Origin of the sequence: Herbidospora sakaeratensis (genome assembly GCF_001570525.1) — a bacterium.
Taxonomy (GTDB): Bacteria; Actinomycetota; Actinomycetes; order Streptosporangiales; family Streptosporangiaceae; genus Herbidospora; species Herbidospora sakaeratensis.
This window is the reverse complement of sequence record NZ_BBXC01000011.1, coordinates 388,105-411,624: the sequence shown is the minus strand read 5'-3', so window position 1 is coordinate 411,624 and position 23,520 is coordinate 388,105. Positions and strand designations below refer to the sequence as shown.

19 protein-coding genes are annotated in these 23,520 nt (G+C 72.0%); 3 read left to right on the top strand and 16 right to left on the bottom strand.

What is annotated here, in order from left to right:
- Positions 1-11: 11 nt before the first annotated feature.
- The 14 genes from AW271_RS17970 to AW271_RS17905 form a co-directional block, all read right to left on the bottom strand.
- Positions 12-827 carry a carbohydrate ABC transporter permease gene (locus AW271_RS17970; protein WP_062338207.1) on the bottom strand — a complete coding sequence of 272 codons (816 nt, stop codon included), beginning with the start codon at positions 825-827 and terminating at the stop codon, positions 12-14.
- Positions 824-1,756: a carbohydrate ABC transporter permease gene (locus AW271_RS17965; RefSeq protein WP_062338205.1), complete on the bottom strand. Its 933-nt coding sequence runs from the start codon at positions 1,754-1,756 to the stop codon at positions 824-826. Before AW271_RS17965 ends, AW271_RS17970 begins: the two co-directional genes overlap by 4 nt.
- The gene (locus AW271_RS17960; RefSeq protein ID WP_062338203.1) at positions 1,753-3,060 is read right to left on the bottom strand and encodes an extracellular solute-binding protein; all 1,308 of its coding nucleotides are present in this window, start codon (positions 3,058-3,060) and stop codon (positions 1,753-1,755) included. The genes AW271_RS17965 and AW271_RS17960 overlap by 4 nt, the downstream gene beginning before the upstream one ends.
- A gap of 83 nt (positions 3,061-3,143) precedes the next feature.
- Positions 3,144-4,454, bottom strand: a complete 1,311-nt coding sequence (locus tag AW271_RS17955) for a xylulokinase (RefSeq protein ID WP_157554315.1) — start codon at positions 4,452-4,454, stop codon at positions 3,144-3,146.
- Between the two features lie 15 nt (positions 4,455-4,469).
- Positions 4,470-5,513, bottom strand: coding sequence for a zinc-dependent alcohol dehydrogenase (locus tag AW271_RS17950; protein WP_062338199.1), 1,044 nt, complete (start codon positions 5,511-5,513; stop codon positions 4,470-4,472).
- Positions 5,514-5,528: 15 nt separating this feature from the next.
- Entirely contained in the window at positions 5,529-6,302 is a 774-nt protein-coding gene (locus AW271_RS17945; RefSeq protein WP_063818015.1) for a class I fructose-bisphosphate aldolase, read from the bottom strand.
- Positions 6,299-7,315 carry an alcohol dehydrogenase catalytic domain-containing protein gene (locus AW271_RS17940; protein ID WP_062338195.1) on the bottom strand — a complete coding sequence of 339 codons (1,017 nt, stop codon included), beginning with the start codon at positions 7,313-7,315 and terminating at the stop codon, positions 6,299-6,301. The genes AW271_RS17945 and AW271_RS17940 overlap by 4 nt, the downstream gene beginning before the upstream one ends.
- 108 nt (positions 7,316-7,423) lie before the next feature.
- Positions 7,424-8,377, bottom strand: a complete 954-nt coding sequence (locus tag AW271_RS17935; RefSeq protein ID WP_062338193.1) for an acetylxylan esterase — start codon at positions 8,375-8,377, stop codon at positions 7,424-7,426.
- Between the two features lie 4 nt (positions 8,378-8,381).
- The gene (locus tag AW271_RS17930; RefSeq protein WP_062338191.1) at positions 8,382-9,317 is read right to left on the bottom strand and encodes an amidohydrolase family protein; all 936 of its coding nucleotides are present in this window, start codon (positions 9,315-9,317) and stop codon (positions 8,382-8,384) included.
- A 2-nt stretch (positions 9,318-9,319) separates the two neighbouring features.
- Complete coding sequence (locus AW271_RS17925; protein WP_157554311.1) at positions 9,320-9,985, bottom strand: type 1 glutamine amidotransferase domain-containing protein; 666 nt, start codon at positions 9,983-9,985, stop codon at positions 9,320-9,322.
- Positions 9,986-9,993: 8 nt separating this feature from the next.
- Entirely contained in the window at positions 9,994-11,034 is a 1,041-nt protein-coding gene (locus tag AW271_RS17920; protein ID WP_062338189.1) for a phosphotriesterase family protein, read from the bottom strand.
- Between the two features lie 5 nt (positions 11,035-11,039).
- The gene (locus tag AW271_RS17915) at positions 11,040-11,465 is read right to left on the bottom strand and encodes a DJ-1/PfpI family protein (protein ID WP_062338180.1); all 426 of its coding nucleotides are present in this window, start codon (positions 11,463-11,465) and stop codon (positions 11,040-11,042) included.
- A 12-nt stretch (positions 11,466-11,477) separates the two neighbouring features.
- Positions 11,478-11,924: a GlcG/HbpS family heme-binding protein gene (locus tag AW271_RS17910; protein ID WP_062338178.1), complete on the bottom strand. Its 447-nt coding sequence runs from the start codon at positions 11,922-11,924 to the stop codon at positions 11,478-11,480.
- Positions 11,925-11,984: 60 nt separating this feature from the next.
- Positions 11,985-12,737 (bottom strand): SDR family NAD(P)-dependent oxidoreductase, encoded by a 753-nt coding sequence (locus AW271_RS17905; RefSeq protein ID WP_063818028.1) that lies wholly within the window; start codon positions 12,735-12,737, stop codon positions 11,985-11,987.
- Between the two features lie 181 nt (positions 12,738-12,918).
- Between AW271_RS17905 and AW271_RS17900 the strand changes: the two genes are divergently transcribed.
- Both AW271_RS17900 and AW271_RS17895 read left to right on the top strand, forming a co-directional pair.
- Positions 12,919-14,016 (top strand): C45 family autoproteolytic acyltransferase/hydrolase, encoded by a 1,098-nt coding sequence (locus tag AW271_RS17900; protein ID WP_063818014.1) that lies wholly within the window; start codon positions 12,919-12,921, stop codon positions 14,014-14,016.
- A 17-nt stretch (positions 14,017-14,033) separates the two neighbouring features.
- Positions 14,034-14,708: a FadR/GntR family transcriptional regulator gene (locus tag AW271_RS17895; RefSeq protein WP_062338167.1), complete on the top strand. Its 675-nt coding sequence runs from the start codon at positions 14,034-14,036 to the stop codon at positions 14,706-14,708.
- Here AW271_RS17895 and AW271_RS17890 read toward each other — a convergent pair.
- A complete protein-coding gene (locus AW271_RS17890) occupies positions 14,695-16,200 on the bottom strand; it encodes a serine/threonine-protein kinase (protein ID WP_062338165.1) in 1,506 nt (501 codons plus the stop codon). The genes AW271_RS17895 and AW271_RS17890 overlap by 14 nt on opposite strands.
- Positions 16,201-16,241: 41 nt before the next feature.
- Positions 16,242-16,934, bottom strand: a complete 693-nt coding sequence (locus tag AW271_RS17885) for a Clp protease N-terminal domain-containing protein (RefSeq protein ID WP_062338163.1) — start codon at positions 16,932-16,934, stop codon at positions 16,242-16,244.
- Between the two features lie 141 nt (positions 16,935-17,075).
- Here AW271_RS17885 and AW271_RS17880 point away from each other — a divergent pair, with 141 nt between their 5' ends.
- Entirely contained in the window at positions 17,076-23,519 is a 6,444-nt protein-coding gene (locus AW271_RS17880; protein WP_157554309.1) for a PxKF domain-containing protein, read from the top strand.
- Position 23,520: the final 1 nt, after the last annotated feature.

The window sequence follows — 23,520 nt, the reverse complement described above, 5'->3', positions numbered from 1 at the left end:
ACAACCCTTTCTCAACCCTTGACCGCGCCCGCGACCATGCCCTGCATGAGGCGCTTCTGGACCAGCAGGAAGAACACGACGACCGGGATCGTGAAGATCACGCTGGCCGCCATGACGCCGCCCCAGTCGGAGTAGTAGCTGGAGAAGAACTGCTGCAGCGCGACCGGGAGCGTCTCCCGCGACGACTGCTGCATGTACGTCGCCGAGAACATCAGCTCGTTCCACGACGTGATGAACCCGTAGATCGAACTGGCCGCCAGCCCCGGCCAGACGAGCGGGAACACGACGAGCCGCACGGCCTTCATCCGCGAGGCGCCGTCGACCATCGCCGACTCCTCCAGGGAGACCGGGATGTCCATGAAGAAACTGCGCAGCATGTACGTCGCCAGCCCCACCGTCAGCGCCAGGTGCGACAACACGAGCCCCTGGTAGGTGCCGAGCAGGTCGGTGTTGCGCAGCACCACGAACAGCGGGATGACCAGCACCGTCTGCGGCAGCATCTGGATCGACAGGATCACGATCAGCAGGTAGCGCTTCATCGGCACGTTGAACCGCGCCAGCGCGTAGCCCGCCAGCAGCGCGATCAGCCCGGTGACGACCGTGGTGACCCCGGCGACCAGCAGCGAGTTGAGGAACTGGCGCGGGATCGCCCCGGAGAACAACTCGGTGTAGCGCGACAGGATCGGCTCGTGCGGGATGAACTGCGGAGACACCGTGAAGATCTCGGTGTCCGGCTTGAGCGAGGTGACGATCATCCAGAAGAACGGGAACAGGCTCGCCACGCAGATGAGCACCATCGCCGGATAGACGATCAATCTCCGGGTCATGCGCCCTCCTTCGACAACCTCACGTAGACGGCGGTGATCCCGGCCAGCAGCACGAACGTGACGACGGCCATCGCCGCCGCGACCCCCTGGTCGAGCACGGTGAACGCCTGCAGCCAGGTCAGCAGCGACAGCACCTCGGTGCTGTGGCTGGGCCCGCCGGGCGGGGTGGTCATCACCAGGAAGTGGTCGAACGACTGGTACGCGAAGATCGTCGACATCACGCCGAGGATCGTCAGCAGCGGCTTCATCATCGGCAGCCGCACCCTGATCAGCTGCTGGTAGAAGCCCGCGCCGTCGACCCGGGCCGCCTCCAGCACCTCACCCCGCGTCGCGCGCAGCCCGGCCAGCATCGAGATCGCGATGAACGGCACCGAGTGCCAGACCACGGCGATCGTGATGGCGACCAGCGAGGCGAAGCCGTCGTTGAACCAGGCGTAGCCCCTGAACGAGTCGAACCCGAGGGAGACCAGCAACCAGTTGGCGATGCCGTACTGGTCGTTGAACATCCACTTCCAGATGATGCCGCTGGCCACCCGGGGCATCGCCCAGGGCAGCAGCACGACCACCGTGACGATCCTGGCCGCCCACGACCCGGCGTCCAGGACCAGCGCGATGGCCAGGCTGATCAGCAGCGTGGTGACCACGCAGACGACCGCGAAGACCGTCGTGCGCAGGAGCGCGGCGAGGAAGTAGGGGTCGCCGAAGATCTCCGTGTAGTTGTCGACGCCGTTGAAGGCCCCGGTCATCAGGTATTCGCCCTCGTGGAACGAGAGCCAGACGGTCCGGACGATGGGGTAGCCGACCACTCCCAGGATCACGGCCAGGAGAGGGGCGAGCAGCAGGCTGGGCAGTGCGAAGCGGTCCCATCTCAGCCCTGCCCGGGCGGGCGCGACCGAGTGGCCCGCCCGCCCGGTGGTGGTAGAGGTCATTGTTGTCCGATCGCGGCGTCAATCTGCGAGGCCAGTTCCTGCATGGCCGCGTCGGGCGTCTTCTGCCCGTTCATGATCGCCTGCATCGCGTTGACGATGGCCCCGGTGCCCTCGACCTTGCCCCACGTGGCCACCGGCGGGATCGACCGCGTGTTCGGCGCCTGCTCGGCGTAGGCCCGCAGCAGCGGGGTGGAGAACGAACCGCTGGTGCGCTCCTTCTCCAGGGCGTCGACGGTCGCCGGGAGGAGACCGATCTTGGTGGTGACCGGGACGAGGTTGTCGGTCTTCATCAGGAAGTCGACGAAGCTCTTGGCGGTCGCCTTGTTGTCACACCCCTTGAAGATGGCCAGGTTGCTGCCGCCCGCGAAGGTGTCGTTGTTGCCGCCGGGACCGGCGGGCAGCGGCGCGGTGCCGAGCTGCTGCTCCATCCCGGGGTTCTGCGCGAGGATCGTCTTCAGGTCCCACGAGCCGCCGACCATCATGCCGATCTGGCCGAGCGCGAACGCCTTCGACGCGTCGGCGCCCTGCCAGGTGGCCGCCCCTTCGGGGGCCAGCTTGTGCTTGGTCAGCAGGTCGGCGTAGAAGGTGAAGGCCGCGACCGCCTCGGGCGAGTCGACCTTGGCCTTCCAGGCGCCGCCCTCCTGGGTGGCGATCTCGCCGCCCCAGTTCCAGATCATCGGCAGCCAGTACCACTGGTTGCCGCCGACGATGCCGAAGCCGTTGACGCCGGGGTTGTCCTGCTGCACCCTGGTCGCCGAGCTCAGCACGTCGTCCCAGGTCTTGGGGGCCGCCAGGCCGGCCTTGTCGAACAGGTCCTTGCGGTAGATGAGCGCCCGCACCCCGGTGTCGTAGGGCACCGCGTAGGAGACGCCGTCGAGCACGGTCGAGTCGATCATGCTCTGGGTGTAGACGCCCTTCATCGACGCCGGGTCCTGCGCGATCGGCTCCAGGGCCTGGAGGCCGGCGAACTCCGGGCTCCACGTGTTGCCGATGAGCGCGACGCAGGGCACGGTGCCGCCGGCGATGCTGGTCAGGTAGGTCTTGTGCGCGTCGGCGCCGAGGAACCGGAGGTTCACCTTGGTGCCGGGGTGGGCGGTCTCGTAGTCCTTGGCGAGCTGGACGATCGTCGGCTGCTGGGCGGCGCCGATCGGGTCGCCCATCCACACGTCGATGGCGCCGGTGACCTCACCGGTGGCGTTGCCCTCCGCGGCGTCGTCCGCGCCGCAGGCCGAGGCGAGCATGAGTGCGGCCGCCGCCGACGTGGCGGTGATGACCTTGAGTGCGCTGTTCCACGGTCGTTGCATTTCTTCTCCTGGCAATGGCGGTCGCGAAAGCGGTGTATGAGCGCCCCCCGTGCGCATCGGTTCTGGGTCGGGCAGCCCGAGGGCTACCGGTGGCGTTCCTCCAGGTGGAGGAACTCCTCGAAGAGCGGTTCGTACACGTTCGCCAGGTTCGGATCGGCGGGCACGGTCCTGGCGACCCGTGTCCACCGCTCGTGGGACGCCTGACCGGTCAGCGCCCGGTGGGCGATCATGGCCGTGCCGAGGAGCCCGGCCTCGGTCGTCTCGGGGACCGTCAGGTCGCGCTTCAGCACGGCCGCGAGGACGCGCAACCAGAGGTCGCTGCGGGCGCCGCCGCCGACCGCGACCAGTTCCGCCTCGCCGTGCTGGTCCAGCGCCGCGCCGGCGATCACTCTCAGCCAGTAGGAGGTTCCTTCGATGACGGCTCTCGCCAGATCGGGGGCGCCATGGGCCAGGGTCAGACCGTGCACCGACCCCCGCGCCGAGGGGTCGTGACCCAGGCCGCGTTCACCCATCAGGTGGGGCAGGAACACCACCCCGCGTGATCCGGGCGGCGCCGACTCCGCCGCCGCGACCGCTTCGGGGGCTCCTCTGCCGGTCAGCCCGCCGATCCAGTCGAGCGCCGACCCCGTCGAGGTCGCGGCGGCGAAACACCGGGGCTCGGTCAGCGCGGCGGCGGATTCGGCGGAGGCGAAGCCGCCGACCGCGCCGGCCGTGCCGAGATAGACGCAGACCCTGTGCGGCAGCACGGCCGACGCGCCGAGCAGGGTGGCCATCCAGTCGCCGGTGCCCATGACGACGGGGGTGCCTTCGGCGAGCCCGGTCGCGGCGGCGGCCTCCTTCGTGACCGTCCCGGCGATGTCGAGCGGTTCGCCGATCGGCGGGAGTTTCGCCACGGAGACGCCGGCGTCGTAGGCGACCGCCGGAGACCAGCCGCCGTCGCGCAGGAAGCCGGTGCCGCTCGCCTCGTAGCGGTCGGTGCCGAACTCGCCGGTGAGCCGCATCCGCAGGAAGTCCTTGACCGGCAGGTACCACCTGGTCAGCAGGGCCAGCGGGTCGTGCCCGGCCCACCACGCCACCCGGTCGGCCGCGCTCGGCCCGGCCGGACGCTGGTCGGGCCACAGCAGCGCGGGCCCGGTGACCTTGCCCTCGTCGGTGACCGGCACGACCGTGTGCATGAACCCGGAGATCGCGACCGCTCGTACGTTTTCGAGCGGCAGCCGGGAGACGCACCAGACCAGCGCCCGCCACCACATCTCGGGGTCGGCCTGCACGGCGGTCGTCTCGGGGTGGTCGACCGGCGTGCGCCGCGAGGTCATGGCGACGATGCGGCCCTCGCCGTCGACGACGGCGGCCTTCGCGCCGCTCGACCCCTGGTCGATCGCCAGGACGTGCATGCCGGTCACCTCCTTCTAGGGCTCGATCAGGACCTTCATGGCCAGCGACCGCTCCTTCTCGTCGGCGGCGGTGAACGCCTCGACGATCCGGTCGAGCGGGAACCGGTGGGTGATGAGCGGATCGGCCGCGACCCGGCCCTCGGCCACCAGCCGCAGCGCCTCGGCGTACGCGCCGGGGCCGTAGCTGTTGGACCAGTGGATGGACGCCTCCTTCACGTAGGCGACGTGGGGCTCGACACGCGGCGGGGTCGGGTAGACGCCGAGCACGCAGATCGGGGAGCCCTCGGCGACCGACTCGACCGCCTGCTGGAGCGTCACGTTCGGGATGGCGACGGCGTCGACGACCAGGTCGGCGCCCTTGCCCTGGGTGAAGTCCTCGATCTTTCCGCGCGCGTCGTGGGCGAAGGCCACCTCGTCGGCGGCGCCCGCCTCCAGCGCCAGGTCGAGGAACTCCTTGGCGGTGCCGGTGAGCAGGACCTCGATCCCGTGGGCGCGCAGCACCTGGCCCATGGTCAGGCCCATCGTGCCGCTGCCCAGCACGACCGCCCTGCTCCCGGCGGGCGTCCGCACCAGGTTGTGGGTGTGCACGCCGCACGCGTAGCAGTCGAGGACGGCCCCCGCCGCGAGGGAGACCGCGTCCGGCAACACGTGGACACGCTCGGCGGGGGCCAGGTCGTATTCGGCGAAGCCCTCGCTGGTCACGTGGACGTCGCCGACGTAGCCCCGTCGGCGGCACAGGTGCGACCGGCCGTTGCGGCAGGGCGGGCACTGGCCGCAGGCGATGAGGTGCTTCGGTTCGACGGCGACCCGCTGGCCGACGGCCAGGCCGGTGACCTCCGAACCGAGCGCGGCGATCTCGCCGGCCAGCTCGTGACCGTCCCGGCCGGGCTTCTCGGGGTTGTGCTGCCACGGGCCCTGGCCGCGGAAGGCCAGCACGTCGCTGCCGCAGACCCCGGCCGCGCCCACCCGCACCAGCACCTCACGGGGGCCGGGCAGCGGGATCGGCATCTCCTCGATCCGGATGTCCCGGCCGCCGTGGAAGACGGCGGCACGCATCATCTCGTCGGCTCCTTCTCAGAGAGGGATGTTGAGGTGCTTGGCGGCCACGTCGACGCTCGCGCCGCCGTGCACGATCTCGACCAGGGCCGCGACCATGCGGTCGGGGCGTTCGGCTTCGACGATGTTGCGGCCGTAGACGACGCCGCTCGCCCCGGCCTGGATCGCGTCGTGGGCCATCTGCAGCGCGTGCAGCGGGGTCGGCTTCATCGGGCCGCCGAGCGCGAGCACCGGGACCAAGCAGCCCTCGACGACCTCGCGGTACTCCTCGGGGGTGCCGGTGTACTGGGCCTTCACGAAGTCGGCGCCCGCCTCGGCCGACACCCGCGCGCCGTGGGCGATGTTGGCCAGCGTGTGGGCCTCCAGCGCCTTGAAGCCGACGGGGATCGGCTCGGCCATCACCGGCATGCCCCACTTGTCGCCCTCGGCGCAGAGTTCGCGCAGCTCGCCCATCTTGGTGACCTCGGGGTTGCCCGGGAACACCTTGAGCTCCAGCGCGTCGGCCCCCCACCGGACGGCCTGCTCGACGCCGTACCGCGCCGAGGGGATCTCGCTGTCGAGGGCCAGGATGAGGCCGGTGCCGCCGAGCTCGTCGGCCGCCGCGCGGGCCAGGCCGATGGTGGCCAGGATCGCGTCGACGCCGCCGTCGACGATGCGCTTGACCGCGGCGCGGCCCCGCTCAAGGCCGGGGGCGACGCCCTTGGTGATCCCGGCGTCCATGGCGGCGATCACGGCCCGCCCGTCGGGGGCGAAGACGTGGTGCATACGACGGCGGGGCCAGTGGGTGCTCATTTCTCTCCTTCTGCGACAACCAGGGACTTCAGGCCCAGTTGCTGTTTCGTCGTTTCGAAGGCCTCGGCGACCGCGTCGAGCGGGAACCGGTGGCTGATCAGCGGGGCGACGTCGACGTGGCCGAACCGGAGCAGGCGCAGGGCGGTCGCGAAGTCGTTGGGGATGAAGTCGTGGCTGCCGTTGACGGAGACCTGGTCGTAGTGGGGCACGTCGGGGTTGAGGGCGATGGCCCCCTTCGGGTGGGTGCCGGCGAACAGGTTGACCACGCCGTTCTTGGCCACCAGGCCGAACGCGGCCTCGATGACCGCCGGGACGCCGACCGTGACGATCACGACGTCGGCGCCGCGTCCGCCGGTGAGGTCGAGCACCGCCTCCCGCTGGTTCGCGGCCTCGGCGACGTCGTGCGCGCCGAGTTGCTGGGCGACCTTCAGCCGGTCGGCCTTCAGGTCGGTGACGATGACCCGGCCGCCCCGCGCCCGGGCGACCTGGGTGTGCAGCAGGCCGATCGGGCCGGCCCCGACGACCAGCACGTTCTCGGTCAGCGGCAGCGGCAGCGCGCGGTGGGCGTTGACGACGCAGGCCAGCGGTTCGGCGAAGCTGGCCGACTCGAAGCCGACGCCGTCGGGGAGCTTGCTGAGCTGCTCCACCGGCATGACGGTCGCCTCGGCGAAACCGGCGATCGGGTACTTGATCAGGTTCTCGCAGAAGTTGGCCGCGCCCCTGACGCACTGGTGGCAGCGGCCGCAGACGCCGCGCCAGTCGACCGCGACCCGGTCGCCGACCTGGAGGTCTCCGGTGTCGCCGCCGCCGAGTTCCGTCACGACGCCGGCGATCTCGTGGCCGGGCGTCCACGGGTCGCGCTTGGCGGCCGTCGCGGCGGTGTAGCTGCGGATGTCGCTGGGGCAGACGCCCGAGGCGTGAATCCTGATGACGGCCTGGCCCTCGCCCGCCTTCGGGTCGGGCCGGTTCTCTACACGCAGGTCGTTGTGGCCGTACAGCAGAGCTGATTTCACGCCGACCCCTTTCCCAGCAGCCGGTCAGGCTGCCTGCTTGTCTGGCAGGTTTGAAATGTTGCCTCGTGTTACAGAGCCGAACAAGGCTCCGTTTGTCACGATTTGGTGTTATCGGAAGAGTTCGCGGAGCACCCGGACGGTTCTGAGCTGGTCCTCGGGGCCGCCGCCCTCGTGGTTGTTGTACGGCCACACCGTGATGTCCTTCGGGCCCTGGTAGGCGTTGAAGGCGGCGTACACGGTGGAAGGCGGGCAGACGCCGTCCATCAGCGCGACCGAGAACGAACCACGGCAGGTCGCCCGCGCCGCGAAGGCGGTGGCGTCGAAGTAGGCGAGCGTGGCGAACGCCCGCTCCCACTTCGTGCGGTGGATCGAGCACCAGCGCACGATCTCGGCGTAGGGCTCCCGTTCGGTGATCGCGGTGCCCCGGCGGAACGCCGACAGGAACGGCACGTGCGGGATCGCTCCGGCGACGTCGTCGCGCAGACCGGCCACGACCAGCGACAACGCGCCGCCCTGGGATCTGCCGGTGACGGCCACCTCGGCCACGCCGGGGTGCTCCCTGACCGCGTCGACGGCTCTCACGGCGTCGGTGTAGAGGCGGCGGTAGTAGTAGTCGTCCGGGTCGAGGATGCCCCGTGTCATATAGCCGGGCACGGCCGGGCCAGTCGCCGACGGGTCGCCGGTGTCGCCGGCCCGCCACGAGCTGCCCTGACCCCGGGTGTCCATGACGAAGTGGCCGAAACCCGACGACACATAGGCCAGGGACTCGATCGGGAGGCCGCGCCCCGAGCCGTACCCGAGATATTCGACCGCCGTCGGGACGGGGCCGGTCCTGTTCGCGGGCAGCAGCAGCCACGCCTTGATGGGGTCGCCGCCGTAGCCGGTGAACGTGACGTCCCAGGTGTCGACCGTGGTCAGGCCCGCGTCGTGGGGCTCGAAGGTGACGTCCACGGACGGCTGTTCGGCGAGGGTGCGGGCCCAGAAGGCGTCGAAGTCGGCCGGTTCCGGTTCCGGGTAGCGGTATTCGCGCAGCTGCGGGAGCGGGAGGTCGAACTGCGGCACTGTCTCACCCCTTCAGGTTCGGGAAGAGCCGGGCGGGATTGTTCTCGGCGACGGTGGTCAGGTCTGGGCCCAGCAGGTCGGCCGCTTCGCGCAGGCAGGCCGCGACCGTCTTCTCGTCGACGAACGGGAAGTCCGAGCCGATCAGGAACCGTTCCGGACCGGCCAGCTTCAGCGCCGAGCCGAGCGCGTAGGGCGTGGTGGCCAGGGCGAAGTCGTAGTGGAACCGCCGGAGCGCCCGGTGGACGCCGCCCTCGCCGACCTGCTCCAGCTCCGGCAGCGGTTCGGCGATGGCGAGACGTCCGGCCAGGTAGGGGGCGGTGCCGCCGCAATGGGAGAAGATCCAGGTGATGCCCGGATAACGGTCGTGGGCGCCGTTCAGCAGCAGGTTGACGACGGCCCGGGTGGTGTCGAAGACGTACTCGATCAGCGACGGCCGCAGCTGGAGCTCGGCGGCCGGGTAGTGCACCGGCAGCTGGGGGTGGACGTGCACCACCGCCTGCCGCCGGTCGAGCTCGGCCAGCACGGGCTCGAAGGCCGGATCGCCCAGATACCGGCCCGCGTAGTTGGTCAGCAGGCCGACGCCGACGAACGCGTCATGACCGGCCCACCGCTCGATCGTGTGCAGCGCGTCGCCCACCGACGGCAGCGGCACCGCGACGAACGCCCGGAACCGGGTGGGGTGCGCGGCGACCGTCGCGGCCAGGTCGGCGTTGGTGCTCTCGCAGAGCTCCCGGGCGAGCGCCTGGTCGCCGTCGAAGAAGAACCCGGGCGACCCGGCGGACAACACCGCCAGGTCGAGGCCCAGGTCGTCCATCATCGAGAGCGACGCGCCGACCGACCATCCGGGCAGGCCGACGCCCGGCTGGGCCCCGATCCCGAGCCCCCGCAGCACCTCGGCGTAGGCCGGGAAGATCGCGTGGTGATGGACGTCGACGCGCATGGTCACGCGTCCAGGACCGCGTAGGCCCGGTAGTTGGACGAGCCGGGGCCCGCCGCGCGGTTCTTCATGATCGCGGTCGCCGTGTAGGCGGGGGAGGAGTTCGGCGGCTCGTTGAGGGCCGGGAGCGGGCCGCCCTTGGCCGGCTCCCGCGCTTCGAGCGCGTCCTTGATCGCCGCGCAGAACTCCGGCAGGTCGTTGGGCAGCCGGGAGGTGATCAGGTTGCCGTCCACGACGACCGGTTCGTCCCTGAAGTTCGCGCCGGCGTTGATGACGTCGTCCTTGATGGTCGCCACGCACGTCGCGTCGCGCCCGGCCACGATCCCGGCCGTGGCCAGCATCCAGCCCGCGTGGCAGATGGCCGCCACGACCAGGTTGCCGGCGTCGGCGTCCCTGACCAGCTTCACCATGGCGGGGTTGCGCCGCAGGTACTCGGGCGAGAAGCCGCCCGGGATGATCACGGCGTCGACCGAGTCGAGGTCGACGTCGGCCACGGTGAGGTCGGCGCGGGCGGGGTAGCCGATCTTGCTGGCGTACACCTCGTCCGTCGACGGGCCCACCACCCGCACCTGCGCGCCGTCCTCGCGGAAACGCAGGACCGGATACCAGAGCTCCAGCTCCTGGTAGAGGTTTTCGACCAGCACGACGATGCGTGCCTGGGAGAGTTCCACGTTGTTCCTCAGACCTTGATGGAGAAGATGCGGGCGGCGTTGTCGCGGGTGATCGCGTCGATCTGCGCGTCGGTCACGCCCTTGCTCTTCAGGCGCGGGATGAACGAGGTCCACATGTAACCGAGGTCGACGCGCTCGTTGGCGAGCTGCGGGTCCGACTCCGTGACGTCGGAGCGCGGGTTGTAGAACCAGCGGTCGTACGAGAGCACGAGCTGGCTGGTGAAGCCCTCGTTGATCAGGCCCACGAACGCGTTGGCCATGCGCTCGTCGAGCTCCTCGACGGTGTCGACGCGCCACGGGATGCCGATGTGGTCGAGCTGGAGGTTGGCGCCCCGGTTGAGGATCTCGTGCAGCTGGCCCTCGTCGGGCTCGACGAAGGCGTGCCCGATGATCACCTTGGCCGGGTCGGCGCCCTCCTCCTCAAGGATGTCGAGCTGCTCGATGCCGGGGTTGGTGACGCGGTAGTCCATCGGGTCGGTGTGCGTGTTGATCGCGCAGCCGACGATGCGGGAGGCCCGCCCGGCGGCCCGGATGACCTTGTCCTCGACCTCGTGGATGCGGCGGCCGTTCGGCCCGATCGGGCTCGGCTGCGGCGTGACGCTCTCCTGCCCGGTCGCGATCTTGATGGCGCCGGCCTTGTACGGCGTCTGCTGCCAGGCGAAGACCATGCCCTCGGTGAGGTCCTTCACGAAGAAGTCGGTCAGCTCCTCGACCGTCTGCCGCCGCCAGTAGTAGGGCACGCCCATCCGCTCGGGGAAGAAGCCGGTGATCGCGATGACGTTCATGCCGGTCCGGCGGGCGACCTCGGCCATCAGCTCGGGGTGGCGGCCGACCTCCGGCGGGGTCATGTCGACGAGCGTGCCGAAGCCCCAGTCCGTCATGCCGTCGGCGACCTGCTTGGCGATGAACGCGACGTTGTTCTCGTAGTCGAGCACGGTCCGGTGGTCGAGCTCCGCGCCCGGGTAGCCGTAGAGGAGGTGCTCGTGGGTGAGGAACCGGCCGGACGTCTCGGGTGAGACGTCGCCCAGAACGGTCCTGAAGACTTCCATCGGATTCAGACTCCTCTGCGGATGGTGGCGAACAACTCGGCGAGGTCGTTGGTGCCGTCGGCGGACACGACCCGTTCGGCCTGCTCGCCGATGGCCTGGGCGACCACCGACGCGCCGTTGCCGACCGAGGCGACCCGCCCGCCGGCCGCGTGCACGGCGGTGACCAGGGCGACCTGCGCGCCGCTCGGCTGGGGGAGGTCCCACGGCGCGACGCCGGGGGCGATGATCACGTCGACCGAGGCGGGGTCGAGGTCGGCGGCGTCGGTGTCGGGGATGACGGGGTAGCCGAGGATGCTCTCCGCCCCCGCGGCGGCGGCCACGATGTGGACGGTCGCGCCCTCCTCGCGGCCGCGCAGCACCGGATACCAGAAGTCGAGCTCCTGGTATCCGGAGTAGGCGAGGACCACGACCTTTTGCTGGGCCAGCGACATTCTTCGGGCTCCTTAAACGGCGGGATGGGACGAGGCGAAGGAGTCGACGACCTCGGCGCACGACCGCAGCGCGTGCAGGGCGACCGAGTTGTCGACGTGGGGGGCGGCGCCGCTCACCCCGATGGCGCCGATCAGCTCACCGTCGCTCCGCAGCGGGAACCCGCCGGCCAGGATGACGATGCGACCGGCGAGTGCCGAGGTGAGGCCCCAGTCGGCCGCGCCGGGCTTGGTGACCTCGCCCCACGCGTCGGTGGGCGCGTTGAACGCGGCGGCGGTGAACGCCTTGTCGACGGCGAGGGTGAGGGCGACGTGCGAGGCCCCGTCCATGCGCGCGGCGGCGACGACGTGGCCGTGCCGGTCGGTGACGGCGATGGCCATCGGCTTGCCCGCGCCGTCCTGGGCGGCCCTGATGAGGCGGTCGGCGAGTTCGAGGGTGACGACGGATTCGGTGCGGATCATGTGGACGACCTCCCGAGGCGAGCGGACGGCCGGGGACTGGTGGAGATCATGTGCCTGGCCTCATGAGGCGAGCAGGCCGCCGTCGACGACGAGGGCCTGGCCGGTCAGATAACGGGAGCCGGGGGAGACGAGGAACTCGACGACGGCGGCGACGTCGTCCGGAACGCCCTGGCCGCCCAGGGGGATGCGCGACTCCAGCGCGGCGACGTTCCCGCCGTCCTTGCCGCCCACGCGCCGCCAGTAGGGGTCGTTGAACGGGGTGTCGATCCAGCCGGGGCAGACGCAGGTGACGCAGACCCCGTCGGGGCCCATCGCGACCGCGAGTGACCTGGTCAGCGCGACGAGACCGCCCTTGGAGGCGGCGTAGGCGAAGCTCCCGCCGCCGCCCCGGAAGGCGGCGGTCGAGCCCGTGAGCACCACCCGGCCGTGCGGCGACGCCGCCAGGTGGGGGGCCGCGGCCTGGGTCAGGAAGAAGGGGGCCCGGAGGTTGAGCGCCATGGTCCGGTCCCATTCGGACGCGGAGAAATTTGCCAATTCGGTCTCGACGAGAAGGCCCGCGCAGAAGACGATGGCATCCAGGCGGCCGTGCGCCTCGACGGCGTCGGCGACCGCCTGGGCGGGTCCGTCGGCGGTGGCCAGGTCGACGTGGCTCGCCGTCCCGGAACCGGGGTGGGCGTCGAGGGCCTTGACGACCTCGGCCGCGCCGGCCGCGTCGAGGTCGGCCACGTGCACGTCGGCGCCCGCCGCGCGCAGCCGGGCCGCCGTGGCGGCCCCGATGCCGCTCGCGCCGCCGGCTATCAGCACAGATGTCACCACAACTCCAACCTGTAGGGCTGCCTGACATCATGAACCTGAGTTTTGAGTTCTGGCAAGGCGTTATGCCCGAAAAACCGGCGAGTTGACACTTTTGGGCCGAGGCTCCCACAATCAACATGTCTGACAGCCAGGCACCCTGGACGGTTGTCCAGCCTCACGTGAGGGAGCGGCCTGTTCCATGCACTTTCCTGGGGAGTTCCCTGTGGTCCGCGTGGCCGGACCTCCCGCCGAGCGCGGCAGGCGGTACGGCGCGCTGGCCCGCACCCGGATCCACCGTTCGATAGCCGCCTACCAGCGGGTCTTCGAGCACTACGCCGGATGGGACTGGGCCACCGTGCGCGCCCACGCCGCGCAGTACCGCGACGTCGTCGGCGACTTCGCGCCCGCGTCGCTGACCGAGATGCGGGGCATCGCCGAGGGCGCCGGCCTCGACGTGGACGAGATCCTCGCGCTCAACACCCGCAGCGAGATCATGTTCCACGCCGGCAGCCGGGAGATGCCCCACGAGTGCACGTCGCTGACGCTGCTGCCCGACCGCTCGGCCACCGGCACCACGCTCATCGCGCAGAACTGGGACTGGCTGCTCCACTCGATGGACACCGCGATGCTCCTGGAGGTCACCCGCGACGACGGCCCCTCGTTCGTCACGCTGGTCGAGGCCGGGCTGCTCGCCAAGGTCGGCATGAACGACGCGGGCGTCGGACTGTGCACCAACACCCTGATCAGCGACGGCGACGAGGGCCGGATCGGGGTGCCCTACCACGTCCTGCTGCGCGCGGCCCTCGACAGCGAGTCGGGCGCGGCGGCGGCCGAGACGATCGCCGGGGCCGAGCGCGCCCTGTCGGCCAACTACCTGCTGGCCGACGACACCGGCTTCGCCGCCGACCTCGAAACGGCCCCCCGCCCCGGCGGTGTGCGCATTCTCACCCCCGAAGACGGCCAGATCACGCACGCCAACCACTTCCGGTCCGCCGACCTGACAGGCGAGGATCTGTACGCGCGCCGCAAGCCCCACACGTTCACGCGGCTGCGCAACGTCACCGAGAGCCTGGGCGAACGGCCCAGCCTGTCGGTCGACGACCTCAAGAAGGTGCTCGCCGACCACCAGGACAGCCCGTCGAGCGTCTGCCAGCACCCCGACGAGAATGTGCACGAACGTGAGCGCACCGCGACGATCGCCGGTGTGATCATGGACGTGTCCGGCCGTACGATGCATCTCGCCGCGGGGCGACCCTGCGTGGCACGGTGGGAGACGAGAACCCTGGCCCCGAGATGAAGAAGGACCTACCCGGAATGAAGGTCGTCCCTGTCGAGCAGAAGAGCGCGGCGGAGCACGTTCGTACGCAGCTCATCGAACTGATCGAGTCGCGTCACTTCGCGGTCGACGACCGTCTCCCATCGGAGGCGGAACTCGCGGCGTCGTTCGGGGTCAGCCGCTCGGTCATCAGGGAGGCCCTGCACAGCCTGAACGCCCTGGGCCTGACCAAGTCCTACGCCGGCAAGGGCACCTTCGTGGCCGCCACCCGCGTGCAGTCGCACCTGCTCAGCGGCCAGTACCTGCCGTCGCAGCTGAACGAGGTGCGCCGCTACCTGGAGGTGCCGGCGGCCCGGCTGGCGGCCGAACGGCGCACCCAGGAGGACCTCGACGGCCTGGCCGAACTGGTCGCCGCGTTCGAGGACAACGACGACCCGGCCGAGCGCAACAAGATCGACGCCCGGTTCCACATCGCCATCGCGCAGGCCACCGGCAACCCGCTGTTCTCCCGCCTGGTCGAAGACCTGCGCGCGGTCCTGCAGGACCAGGCGCTCGCCGTGTCGGCCTCGCCGGGCCGGGCCGCGCAGGCCCGCGCCGAGCACCGGGCCATCTACGAGGCCATCAAGGACGGCGACGCCGAGATGGCCGCCCTGGCGATGCGCCGCCACCTCCAGGCGGTCGTCGCGACCTCGGCCGCGCTCACCGACTCCTGAAGTCGGTGTACGCCGACCGGAAGGTCGTCGTGAACAACCCCGCGTCCCCGAGCGGCCGGCCGACGTCGAGCACGAACGAGACCGGCCGGTCGGCCTCGTCGATCGTCAGCGTGTAGGTGACCAGCGATCGGTCGACGGCCTCGCCGGCGTACTCGACGAGCAGCAGTTTCAGCGCGTCGCCCGTCAGGTTGCCCGGGACGATGCCCCGGTAGACCCGGCCGTCGCGCTCGAACGTCGCGTTGCCCTGGACGATCAGCGACCGGATCACGGTGAGCCCCGCCGTCGCCGTCACCAGGATCGGCGGCTCGTTGCCCCCGTCGCCGAACTCGCCGAGCGACGCCCCGGTCTCCACCACCCGCCGGTCCCTGATCGTGTAGCGGCGGGTCTGCTCGCTCCCGTACGTGATGTCGGCGACGAAGTCGTCGTGGGGCAGGCTCGGGTCTCCGGCGATCGTGACGGTGCCCCGCGACCGGGCGAGGTTGTCGCCCTGGCCCATGCCGCCCTCGCTGGTGAAGGTGGCGGTCGGGGTCTTCCGGTAGACCTCCGACAGCGCCGCCGCGAGCTCGGCCTGCGTCTCGGGCGGCCGGTCGCCGTGCGGCCAGAACACGACGGCCGTCGCGATCACCGCCACGCCGGCCAGCACCGCGAGCCCGGCTCGCCACGGGACCGGCTTGCCCGCGACCGGCCGGGTGGCCTCGATCCGGCCCGACTCCAGCACGTCGAGGTCGTCTTCGCCGTCGTGCCCGAGCAGGCTGAGCAGCACCTCCTTCGAGGTGGGGCGCTCGGTGGGCGACTTGGCGAGGCACCGGCGTACCAGAGGCAACAACACGCGCGGCACCCCGGTCAGGTCGGGTTCGGCGTGCAGCACCCGGTAGGCGACGGCCGCGATGTTGTCGCCGTCGAACGGCACCCGCCCGGTCGCCGCGAACACCATGGTCGCGCCCCACGCGAACACGTCGGCGGCGGCCGTGACCCGCTCCCCGGAGTACTGCTCGGGGGCCATGTAGGGCGGGCTGCCGATGGCCCGCCCGGTGGTCTCGCTGTGGCTGAGCCGCGAGATGCCGAAGTCGATGACGCGCGGGCCGTCGGGGGCCAGCAGCACGTTGCCCGGCTTGAAGTCGCGGTGGATCACCCCCGCCCGGTGGATCGCCACCAGCGCCGTGGCGGTCCCGATGGCGATCCGCTGCAACTCCGCGCCTTTGCGGGGCGGCACCCGGTCGAGAGGGGTGCCGGCGACGTACTCGCTGACGATGTAGGGCGGATCGTGGTCGAGCGCGACGTCGACGATGCGCGCGGTGCAGAACCCCGCGACCTGCCGGGTGGAGTTCACCTCCCGGATCACCGCGTCGTCGGCGCCGTGCCGCAGCACCTTGACCGCGACCGGCTCCCCGTCCCGTTCGCCCAGGTAGACGACGCCCTGGCCACCTTCTCCGAGCCGGGAGACCACCATGTAGGGCCCGATCGACCGGGGATCGCCGGCCCGCAACGCCATGTCCACAATCCCATTGGACGCCATCACCCCCCACCGGGGTTCTACTTCGGCGCGTATCCCTTGAGGAAGGCGAGCACCGCCTCCTGGAACCGCTCCCGGGTCACCCCGAGCGCGACCAGGACCGGGTTCTCCGCACTCAGCAGGGCGAGCACCATGTGCTCGGTGCCGATGTAGTTGTGCCCGAGCCGCAGCGCCTCTTGGAAGGTGAGCTCCAGGAGGCGCTTGTTGTCCTCCCCGAGTTCGGCGTTCCCGGGCAGCGCCTCGCCGGTCTCCGGCAGCGCCGCGCGCGCCGCCCCCCGGGCCTCGTCGAGGTCGAGGCCGATCTCGACCAGGGCCTTCACGGCGAGGCCGTCGGCGTCGGCGAGCATCGCGACCAGCAGGTGCGCCTGCCCGGCCATGGGATGGCCCAGCTCCTTGGCGAGCCGCTGCGCCTCGCCGATGGCCGTCTTCGCGCGCGGGGTGAACCGGGAGAACTGCTGCTGGCCTTCGTCGAGCTTGGGCACGAACCGCTTCTGGGCCGCCTGCTTGGTGACGCCCATGCTGCGGCCGATGTCGGTCCAGGACGCGCCCGACTTGCGGGCCTGGTCGACGAAGTGGCCGATGAGGTGGTCGGCGACGTCGCCCATGTGCTCGGCCATGAGCACGGCGCCGGAGAGTTGTTCGAGGACGTTGGGGTTGGCCGCCTTGATCCCGTTGATGAGATCGTCCAGCCGTACGACGGGAGAATCGCTCATACCGTCAACAGTAGGTTGACGATTTGGATGCCGTCAACCCTTTGTTGACGGTGTGCTTGAGTCGGTCCCAAGTCGCATCCAATCGGGTCCCAAGGGCCGCTTGACATCGTCCGGGTGATCGCCGATCACAAGGAGATTCTCGTGCGAACACCCTTTCTCGTCGGAGCGCTGGTGCTCAGCCTCGCCGTCCAGCTGGGAACGGTCCCGCAGGCGGCCATGGCGGCCGGAGCCGCCGACCCGCTGCCGAGGGCCTACCGGGTCGACAGCCGGGCCGAGGTGCCCGATTTAACCGTCCAGGCCGGGCAGCTGGCGCTGTCGGCCGACGGCGTCACGGCCTTACACCTGTCTCCACGGGGAGACGACCCACCGGTCCTGGCGGCCACCGACGTGAGCGGCGGCGGCGAGGAGGTCGTCGGCCTCGACCCCGAAGGGCGGCCCGTGCCGCAGGTGCTCGACGCCGCGATCAGCGGCGACGGCCGGACGGTCGCCTTCACGGCCGCCGGGTCGAGCGCCGCCGACCTCGGGCTGCCGGCCTCGGCCGACCCCGATCTCCAGCAGGCGATCTTCGTCCGGGACCGGCTCACCGACGCCACCGTCTGGATCCCGCTTCCCGACCTCGGCGTGCCGTCCTACGAGCACCGGCTCCGGAGCCTCGCCCTGAGCGCGGACGGCCGGCGGCTGGCCGTGGGCCTCTCGCTGCCGCTGCCCGAGTACGACGACCTCCCCTCGCCCGAGGGCGTGCTGCTGGTCACCCGGCCGGCCGACGCCGCGCCGGTGCCGCACGTCGTCCGCCCGGAGGACCTCGTGGTGCCGGAGCCCGACGTGCGGAGCTTCGCCCTGTCCGGTGACGGGAAGGTGCTCGCGGTCAACGTGGCCGACGGCGACGAGCGCCTGCTCCTGCGCTTCGACGCCGCGTCCGGTGACCGGCTGGCCGGGGAGCGGGCGCTGACCCAGGCCCAGCACGCCGCCTGGGCCCCCCACCTCGACCAGGCCGGACGCCGGACCGCCTTCGGCGGCGACGGCCCCGCGGTCGTCGTCGCCGACCTGGTCACCGGCCCTTCGGCCGACGTGACGCTGGCGGCCTCGGCCAAGGCCCCTCATGTCTCCGGCGAGGTCGCCTTCGCCTCCGACGACCTGCCCGTCGCCGCGCGGCTGAGCGCCGACGGCTCGACCGTCGCGTTCCGCCGCTCGGGCGCCGTGTGGGCGCAACCGGCCGAGCCCGGCCGCGCTCCCGCGCTGGTCAGCTCCGGTCTGGACGGCCGGATCGCCGACCCCGTCCCCGGCGAGATGGTGATCTACCCCGACTTCGTGAACGCCTTCGCGCTGAGCGGGACCGGCTCCACCCTGGCCTTCCTGTCGGCGAGCACGGCGTTCACGGCCCCCCGCACCGACACGCCGCAACCCTCGCACCTCTACCGCGCCGTCCCGGCCGACGCCCCCGCGCCGACCTGGCCGGCGGACGCCGCGCTGACCGCCGAACCCGGCACCACCAGCGTCGCCCTCTCCTGGCCGGCCGCGAGCGCCACGGCCACGACCTACGAGGTGAGCGTCGACGGCACGAAGGTCGCCACCGTGACCGCGCCCCTCACCCGGGCCACGCCGTCGGGGCTCACCCCCGGCTCGACCGTCGAGGTCGCCGTCGTCGCCAAGGACGCGGACGGCCGGACGTCGGCGCCGCTGACCAGGAGCGTCACCCTGCTGGGCGACGTGCCGCCCGGGGAGGCCCCGCTCTCGGCGGTGGCCGGGCCCGGCGCGCGGGTGCGCCTCCAGTGGGAGGCGTCCAACGCCACCGGCCTGACCGGCTACCGGGTGCTGCGCGACGGCGTGAAGCTGGCCGACCTGGCCCCCAACGCGACGGCCCACGACGACACCACGGTCGCCGCCGGGACCGAGTACACCTACGCGGTCGCCGTGCTGCGCGGCGCCGAGCAGCTCCGGCTGACCAAGGACGCCACGGTGCGCGTCGACGACCTGGCCGTCACCGAGGCCGCCGCCAACCTGCCCAAGGTGGGCGGGTCGACGGTGCTCGCACTCGGCCGCGAGGCCACCTTCGCGGTGGTCGGCGCGGCGGGCTTCACCGCCACCGCCGCCCTCGTCGTGCGCACCGCCGACGACCCGGCGAAGCCGGTCACCGTGCCGCTCGCGGAGGAGCGGGCCGGGCAGTACAAGGGCGCCTGGCCGCTGCCCGAGGGCGTGACCGAGATCGTGTCGGGCACGCTGCGGCTCGCCGACGGCGCGGGGCACGCGCTCTCGCGGCCGGTCGCCGGGCTGCCCGCCACGGTCGGCGGCCTGATCAGGATCGGCGTCACCGTCCCGGGCGGCGAGCCCGACGGCGTGCGCCTCCAGGTCTGGAGCGACACCACCGGCACCGGGCACGTCACCCAGCTGAAGGCCAACGGCACGCTCTCCGTGCCGGTCGTGCCGGCGCCCGACTACCGGATCACCACCCGCCGCTCCGACGGCCTCGACGGCACCCCGCCGGCGACGGTGGCGGTCGCCGCCGGCCAGGCGGTCGACGCGACCGTCGCGCCGCACGCCCCCGCGTCGCTGACCCTGACGCTGAACCGGACCGGCGGCGCGGCGCTGGCCGACGTCCCGGTCGTGCTCACCACCCGGACCGGGGCCCGGTCGGCCCGGACCGACGAGAACGGGCGGGTCGCCTTCGGCACCCTCGACGCGGGCACCGAGGTGACCGCGAAGATCACCGTGCCCGGGCAGACGCTCGCGACCTACGGCCTGGCCGCCGTACCGGAGAAGAAGCTGACCCTGACGGCCGGGGCCAACGCGGTCGTGGTGACCGCCGAGGCGCTGCCCAAGGTGACCGTGCGCGGCACGGTCGCCGACGAGGACGGCCGCCCGCTCCGGGCGGCGGTCACGATCCGGCAGACGGTCGGCGGGGTCGGCGTGTCCGGCCGCGTCGAGTCGGCCGCCGACGGCACCTGGTCGGCCCAGGTGTTCGGCGGCGGCACCCGCACCGCCGTGTTCGCCACCCGCGCCAGGCAGACCACACCCGAGGTGGCGGCGAGCGCCGACGCCCCGGTGGCGCTGGTCTTCCCGGGCGTGTCCGGCTACGTCGTGCGGCCCAAGGTGGTCGTGGTCTCGATGGACGGCGACCGCACCGAGCAGGAGCTCGACGTCATGACGGCCGGCACCGTCAGCCCCGAGGTCGTGGCCGGCGGCCGCCGGATCGCCGTCTGGACCGGCGAGGTCCCGGTCGAGGTGTCCCCGGGCTCGACGGTGAGCTTCTGCGCCGACGGCGGCGTCCGGGGCCTGAGCAAGGGCTGCGCCGAGGCCGTCGCGGGGGAGTCGCCCGACATCCCGCTGACGGTGGAGCTCCACGAGACGTCCAGGATCGTCGCGCGCGTCCTCGAACCCGACGGCACCCCCCGCACCGGCCGCACCTGCGCGAGGATCGACGGCCCGGCCACCTCGGCGGCCGCCGACTTCGCCGGTCCGGGGCTGCGGGTCTCCGCGCCCGCCGCGGGCACCTACGTGCTCACCGTGGTCGCGTGCCGCGACCAGCAGACCGGTTCGGTCCAGCGGCTCGTGACGGTCGGGGCGGGCGAGGAGCTCGACCTCGGCGACCTGCGGCTCGGCGCGCCGTCGACGCTGGTCCGCGGCGATCGCAGCGGCTTCGACGCCGTCACCGACGCCGTGCTGCCCGGCGCGCTGGCCCACCTGCGCGCCGACGTCGAATTCCAGAACACCACCCGCAGCGGCAGCGCCACGCTGACGCTTCCCCCGGGCGTCACGGTGCCCGACGACGCGGTCCTGCGGGACGGCAAGCCGGTGGCGTTCACCCGTGAGGCGAACGCCGTGGTGATCCCGCTCCCGGCCGCGCGGGCGCGCACGCTCGACGTGTACGTCCGCACGCCCGCGACGCCCGGAACGGAGTTGCCGTTCTCCCTGTCGGTCTCCTCCGGTGACCTCACCGAAGCCCTGGGATCGGCCGGGGTCCGGGTGGGCACGGTCACGCTGGGCGCGCCGTCGTCGAGCCGGACCGGCCGGTTCACCGTCTCGGGGCTGGCCCCCGCCGGTGCCCATGTCGCCGTCCGCGACGGCGACACCGTGATCGCCGAGGCCGACGCCGGGGCTGGCGGGCGCTGGCACGCCGTCGTCGACCTCGGCGCCGGAGACGAGGCGGCGCGGCACGTCCTGCTGGCCTCCGCCGCCGTCGGCGCGGCAGAGCTCGTGTCCGAGCCGGTGACCGTGGTCGTCGACCCGCACGCCGGCGTGCTGGAGTCGGTGACCATGTCCCAGCCGGGCATGAGCAGGACCTTCCGCCCGGTCGACGGCGTGGCCCGTTTCCCGTGGGTGTGGAACCCGGCCCTGGAGGTCACGGTCCGGGCCACGTTCAGCGGCCCGGTCGGCGACCCGCGCGCCCGGCTCGGCTCGCTGGACCTGCCCCTCACGCCCGTGGCGGGTCAGGACGACGTCTACAGCGTGACGACCAAGCCGAAGGCCCAGGAGGTCGGCGACCTGACGATCACCTACGCGGCGCGCCAGGACCGGCCGCCGCTGCCGCTCCCGCCCGCCCCCGACCCGGCCGACGGGCTCTTCGACCCGCGAACCGCGGTCCTCTCGGAGCCGGTGACCGACGGAGACGCCGTCAGCCAGGAGTTCACCGTCCCGATGCCGAAGCTCGGCCCGGCCGCGCAGGGGCGCGTGAAGCTGCTCATCGAGCCGCTGCCCGGCTACGAGCCGGACGCCGCCGCCGTCGTGGCGGCCCGCGCCTCGGGTGTGCCCGTCTACGAGCCCGTCCTGTCGGGCAGCGACCCCCTGACGGTCGCCACGACCGGGCGGTACACCAGTGAGGCGGCGGCGATCGTCGACGTCGGCGCGCTGGCGCGCCAGGCGCCCGGTTCGCCGCTGGTCAGGTCGCTGAACGCGGCCGGGTTCGTCGCCGGACCGGCGCGGGCGATCTTCCAGACGTCCTTCTGGAACATCACCAACTGGGACTCCATCAACTCGATGGAGAGCGCCGACGAGAAGTACACCGAGCTCAACAAGATGATGGACATGGCCAACCGGTGCCGGGACGGCTCGCTGGGCGACGTCCACCGCCACCACCTCCAGCAGCTGATGCGGCGGGCCGTGATGCTCGACGTCTACACCGGCGTGTCGGGCGCCATCGGCCTGGCGCTCGCCCCGGCGACGTTCGGCCTGGGCACCGTCGCGGTCTGGGCGGTCAGCTGGGGCGTCGGCAAGGCCCTGGAGATCCCGCTCAACAACGACATCGCGGCGCTGCGCCGCGAGATGAACAGCGCCGAGGAGTGCCGCTGGTCCGAGCGGGACACCTCCTACCGCGACCCGAACCGCCCCCAGCCCGACGCCGACATCGACTACCGCTTCGACCCGTCCGGCTACCTCTACGAGGGCCTGGACGCCCGCCGCGTCGAAGGCGTCACCGCGACGCTGCTGCGCGCCCCGGCGCCGGAAGGACCGTGGCAGCCGTGGGACGCGGCGGTCTACGGCGACCTGAATCCGCAGGTCACCGACGCCGACGGCCGCTACGGCTGGGACGTGCCGGAAGGCTGGTGGAAGGTCGTCTACACCAAGGACGGCTACCTGCCGGCCGAGTCGCGGGTGCTGAAGGTGCTGCCCCCGCACACCGACGTCGACGTCAACCTGTTCCGCGCCGAACCGGCCGAGGTCGAGAAGGTCGAGGCCGACGGCGAGGGCCTCACGGTCACCATGAGCCAGCCGACCCGGGTGGCCCAGGCGCTTTCGGGCGCGCTCGCGGTCACCACCCCCGACGGCGCGGCCGTGGGCGGCCAGTGGACGGCGGTCTCCCCGCAGCTCCCGCCCGCCGGTCACCCCTACCCGGCCGAGAAGCTGGCCATGGCGTTCCGGTTCACCGGGGAGCGGCGCTCCGGCGAGGTGAAGGTCACCGTCGACCCGCTGCTCCAGGACCACGGCGGCCGCGCCGTCGCCAAGGGTGTCGAGAAGACCCTCACGGTCAGCTGGACCGGCCCCGACACGGCCGGACCGCAGGTCAGCGTCACCGGCGTGGCCGACGGCGCGACCTACCGGCTGCGCGCCGCGCCCACGCCCGGCTGCGCGACCGTCGACCGGGGCTCCGGCGTGGCGACCAAGGCCACGCTGACGCTCACCGGCGGAACACCCGCCGGGGTCGGGGTCTACACCGCCACGTGCGCCGGGGCGAAGGACAACGAGGGCAACCTCACCCCGCCGGTGTCGGCGACCTACTCGGTGGCGTACGTCTTCACGGGCTTCGCCGCGCCGATCCGCAACGACGGCGTGGTCAACGTGGCCAAGGCCGGCCAGGGCATCCAGGTGAAGTGGCGGCTGACCGACGCGACCGGCGCCCCGGTCAACGGCCTCACCACGGCGGCCCTGACCGTCAGCCCCTTCGACTGCCGGACGGGCCTGCCCACCGGCCAGCCGACGCCCGCCGAGGGCGCCGCCGAGCTGCAGGTGCTCGGATACGGCAGTTACCAGGTGGTCTGGCGCACGCCGCAGACGTACCTGGACAAGTGCCTGACGCTGCACGTCGACACGGGTGAGGGGGCGGCGGCCTCGCACACCGCGCTGTTCCGCTTCACCCGCAACGAATCCCTCTGAT

Excerpts from the sequence above, each read along its gene's own strand:
- AW271_RS17970 (WP_062338207.1), bottom strand. The coding sequence starts at position 827 with ATGACCCGGAGATTGATCGTCTATCCGGCGATGGTGCTCATCTGCGTG.
- AW271_RS17965 (WP_062338205.1), bottom strand. The coding sequence starts at position 1,756 with ATGACCTCTACCACCACCGGGCGGGCGGGCCACTCGGTCGCGCCCGCC.
- AW271_RS17960 (WP_062338203.1), bottom strand. The coding sequence starts at position 3,060 with ATGCAACGACCGTGGAACAGCGCACTCAAGGTCATCACCGCCACGTCG.
- AW271_RS17955 (WP_157554315.1), bottom strand. The coding sequence starts at position 4,454 with ATGCACGTCCTGGCGATCGACCAGGGGTCGAGCGGCGCGAAGGCCGCC.
- AW271_RS17950 (WP_062338199.1), bottom strand. The coding sequence starts at position 5,513 with ATGATGCGTGCCGCCGTCTTCCACGGCGGCCGGGACATCCGGATCGAG.
- AW271_RS17945 (WP_063818015.1), bottom strand. The coding sequence starts at position 6,302 with ATGAGCACCCACTGGCCCCGCCGTCGTATGCACCACGTCTTCGCCCCC.
- AW271_RS17930 (WP_062338191.1), bottom strand. The coding sequence starts at position 9,317 with ATGCGCGTCGACGTCCATCACCACGCGATCTTCCCGGCCTACGCCGAG.
- AW271_RS17920 (WP_062338189.1), bottom strand. The coding sequence starts at position 11,034 with ATGGAAGTCTTCAGGACCGTTCTGGGCGACGTCTCACCCGAGACGTCC.
- AW271_RS17915 (WP_062338180.1), bottom strand. The coding sequence starts at position 11,465 with ATGTCGCTGGCCCAGCAAAAGGTCGTGGTCCTCGCCTACTCCGGATAC.
- AW271_RS17910 (WP_062338178.1), bottom strand. The coding sequence starts at position 11,924 with ATGATCCGCACCGAATCCGTCGTCACCCTCGAACTCGCCGACCGCCTC.
- AW271_RS17900 (WP_063818014.1), top strand. The coding sequence starts at position 12,919 with ATGCACTTTCCTGGGGAGTTCCCTGTGGTCCGCGTGGCCGGACCTCCC.
- AW271_RS17895 (WP_062338167.1), top strand. The coding sequence starts at position 14,034 with ATGAAGGTCGTCCCTGTCGAGCAGAAGAGCGCGGCGGAGCACGTTCGT.
- AW271_RS17890 (WP_062338165.1), bottom strand. The coding sequence starts at position 16,200 with ATGGCGTTGCGGGCCGGCGATCCCCGGTCGATCGGGCCCTACATGGTG.
- AW271_RS17885 (WP_062338163.1), bottom strand. The coding sequence starts at position 16,934 with ATGAGCGATTCTCCCGTCGTACGGCTGGACGATCTCATCAACGGGATC.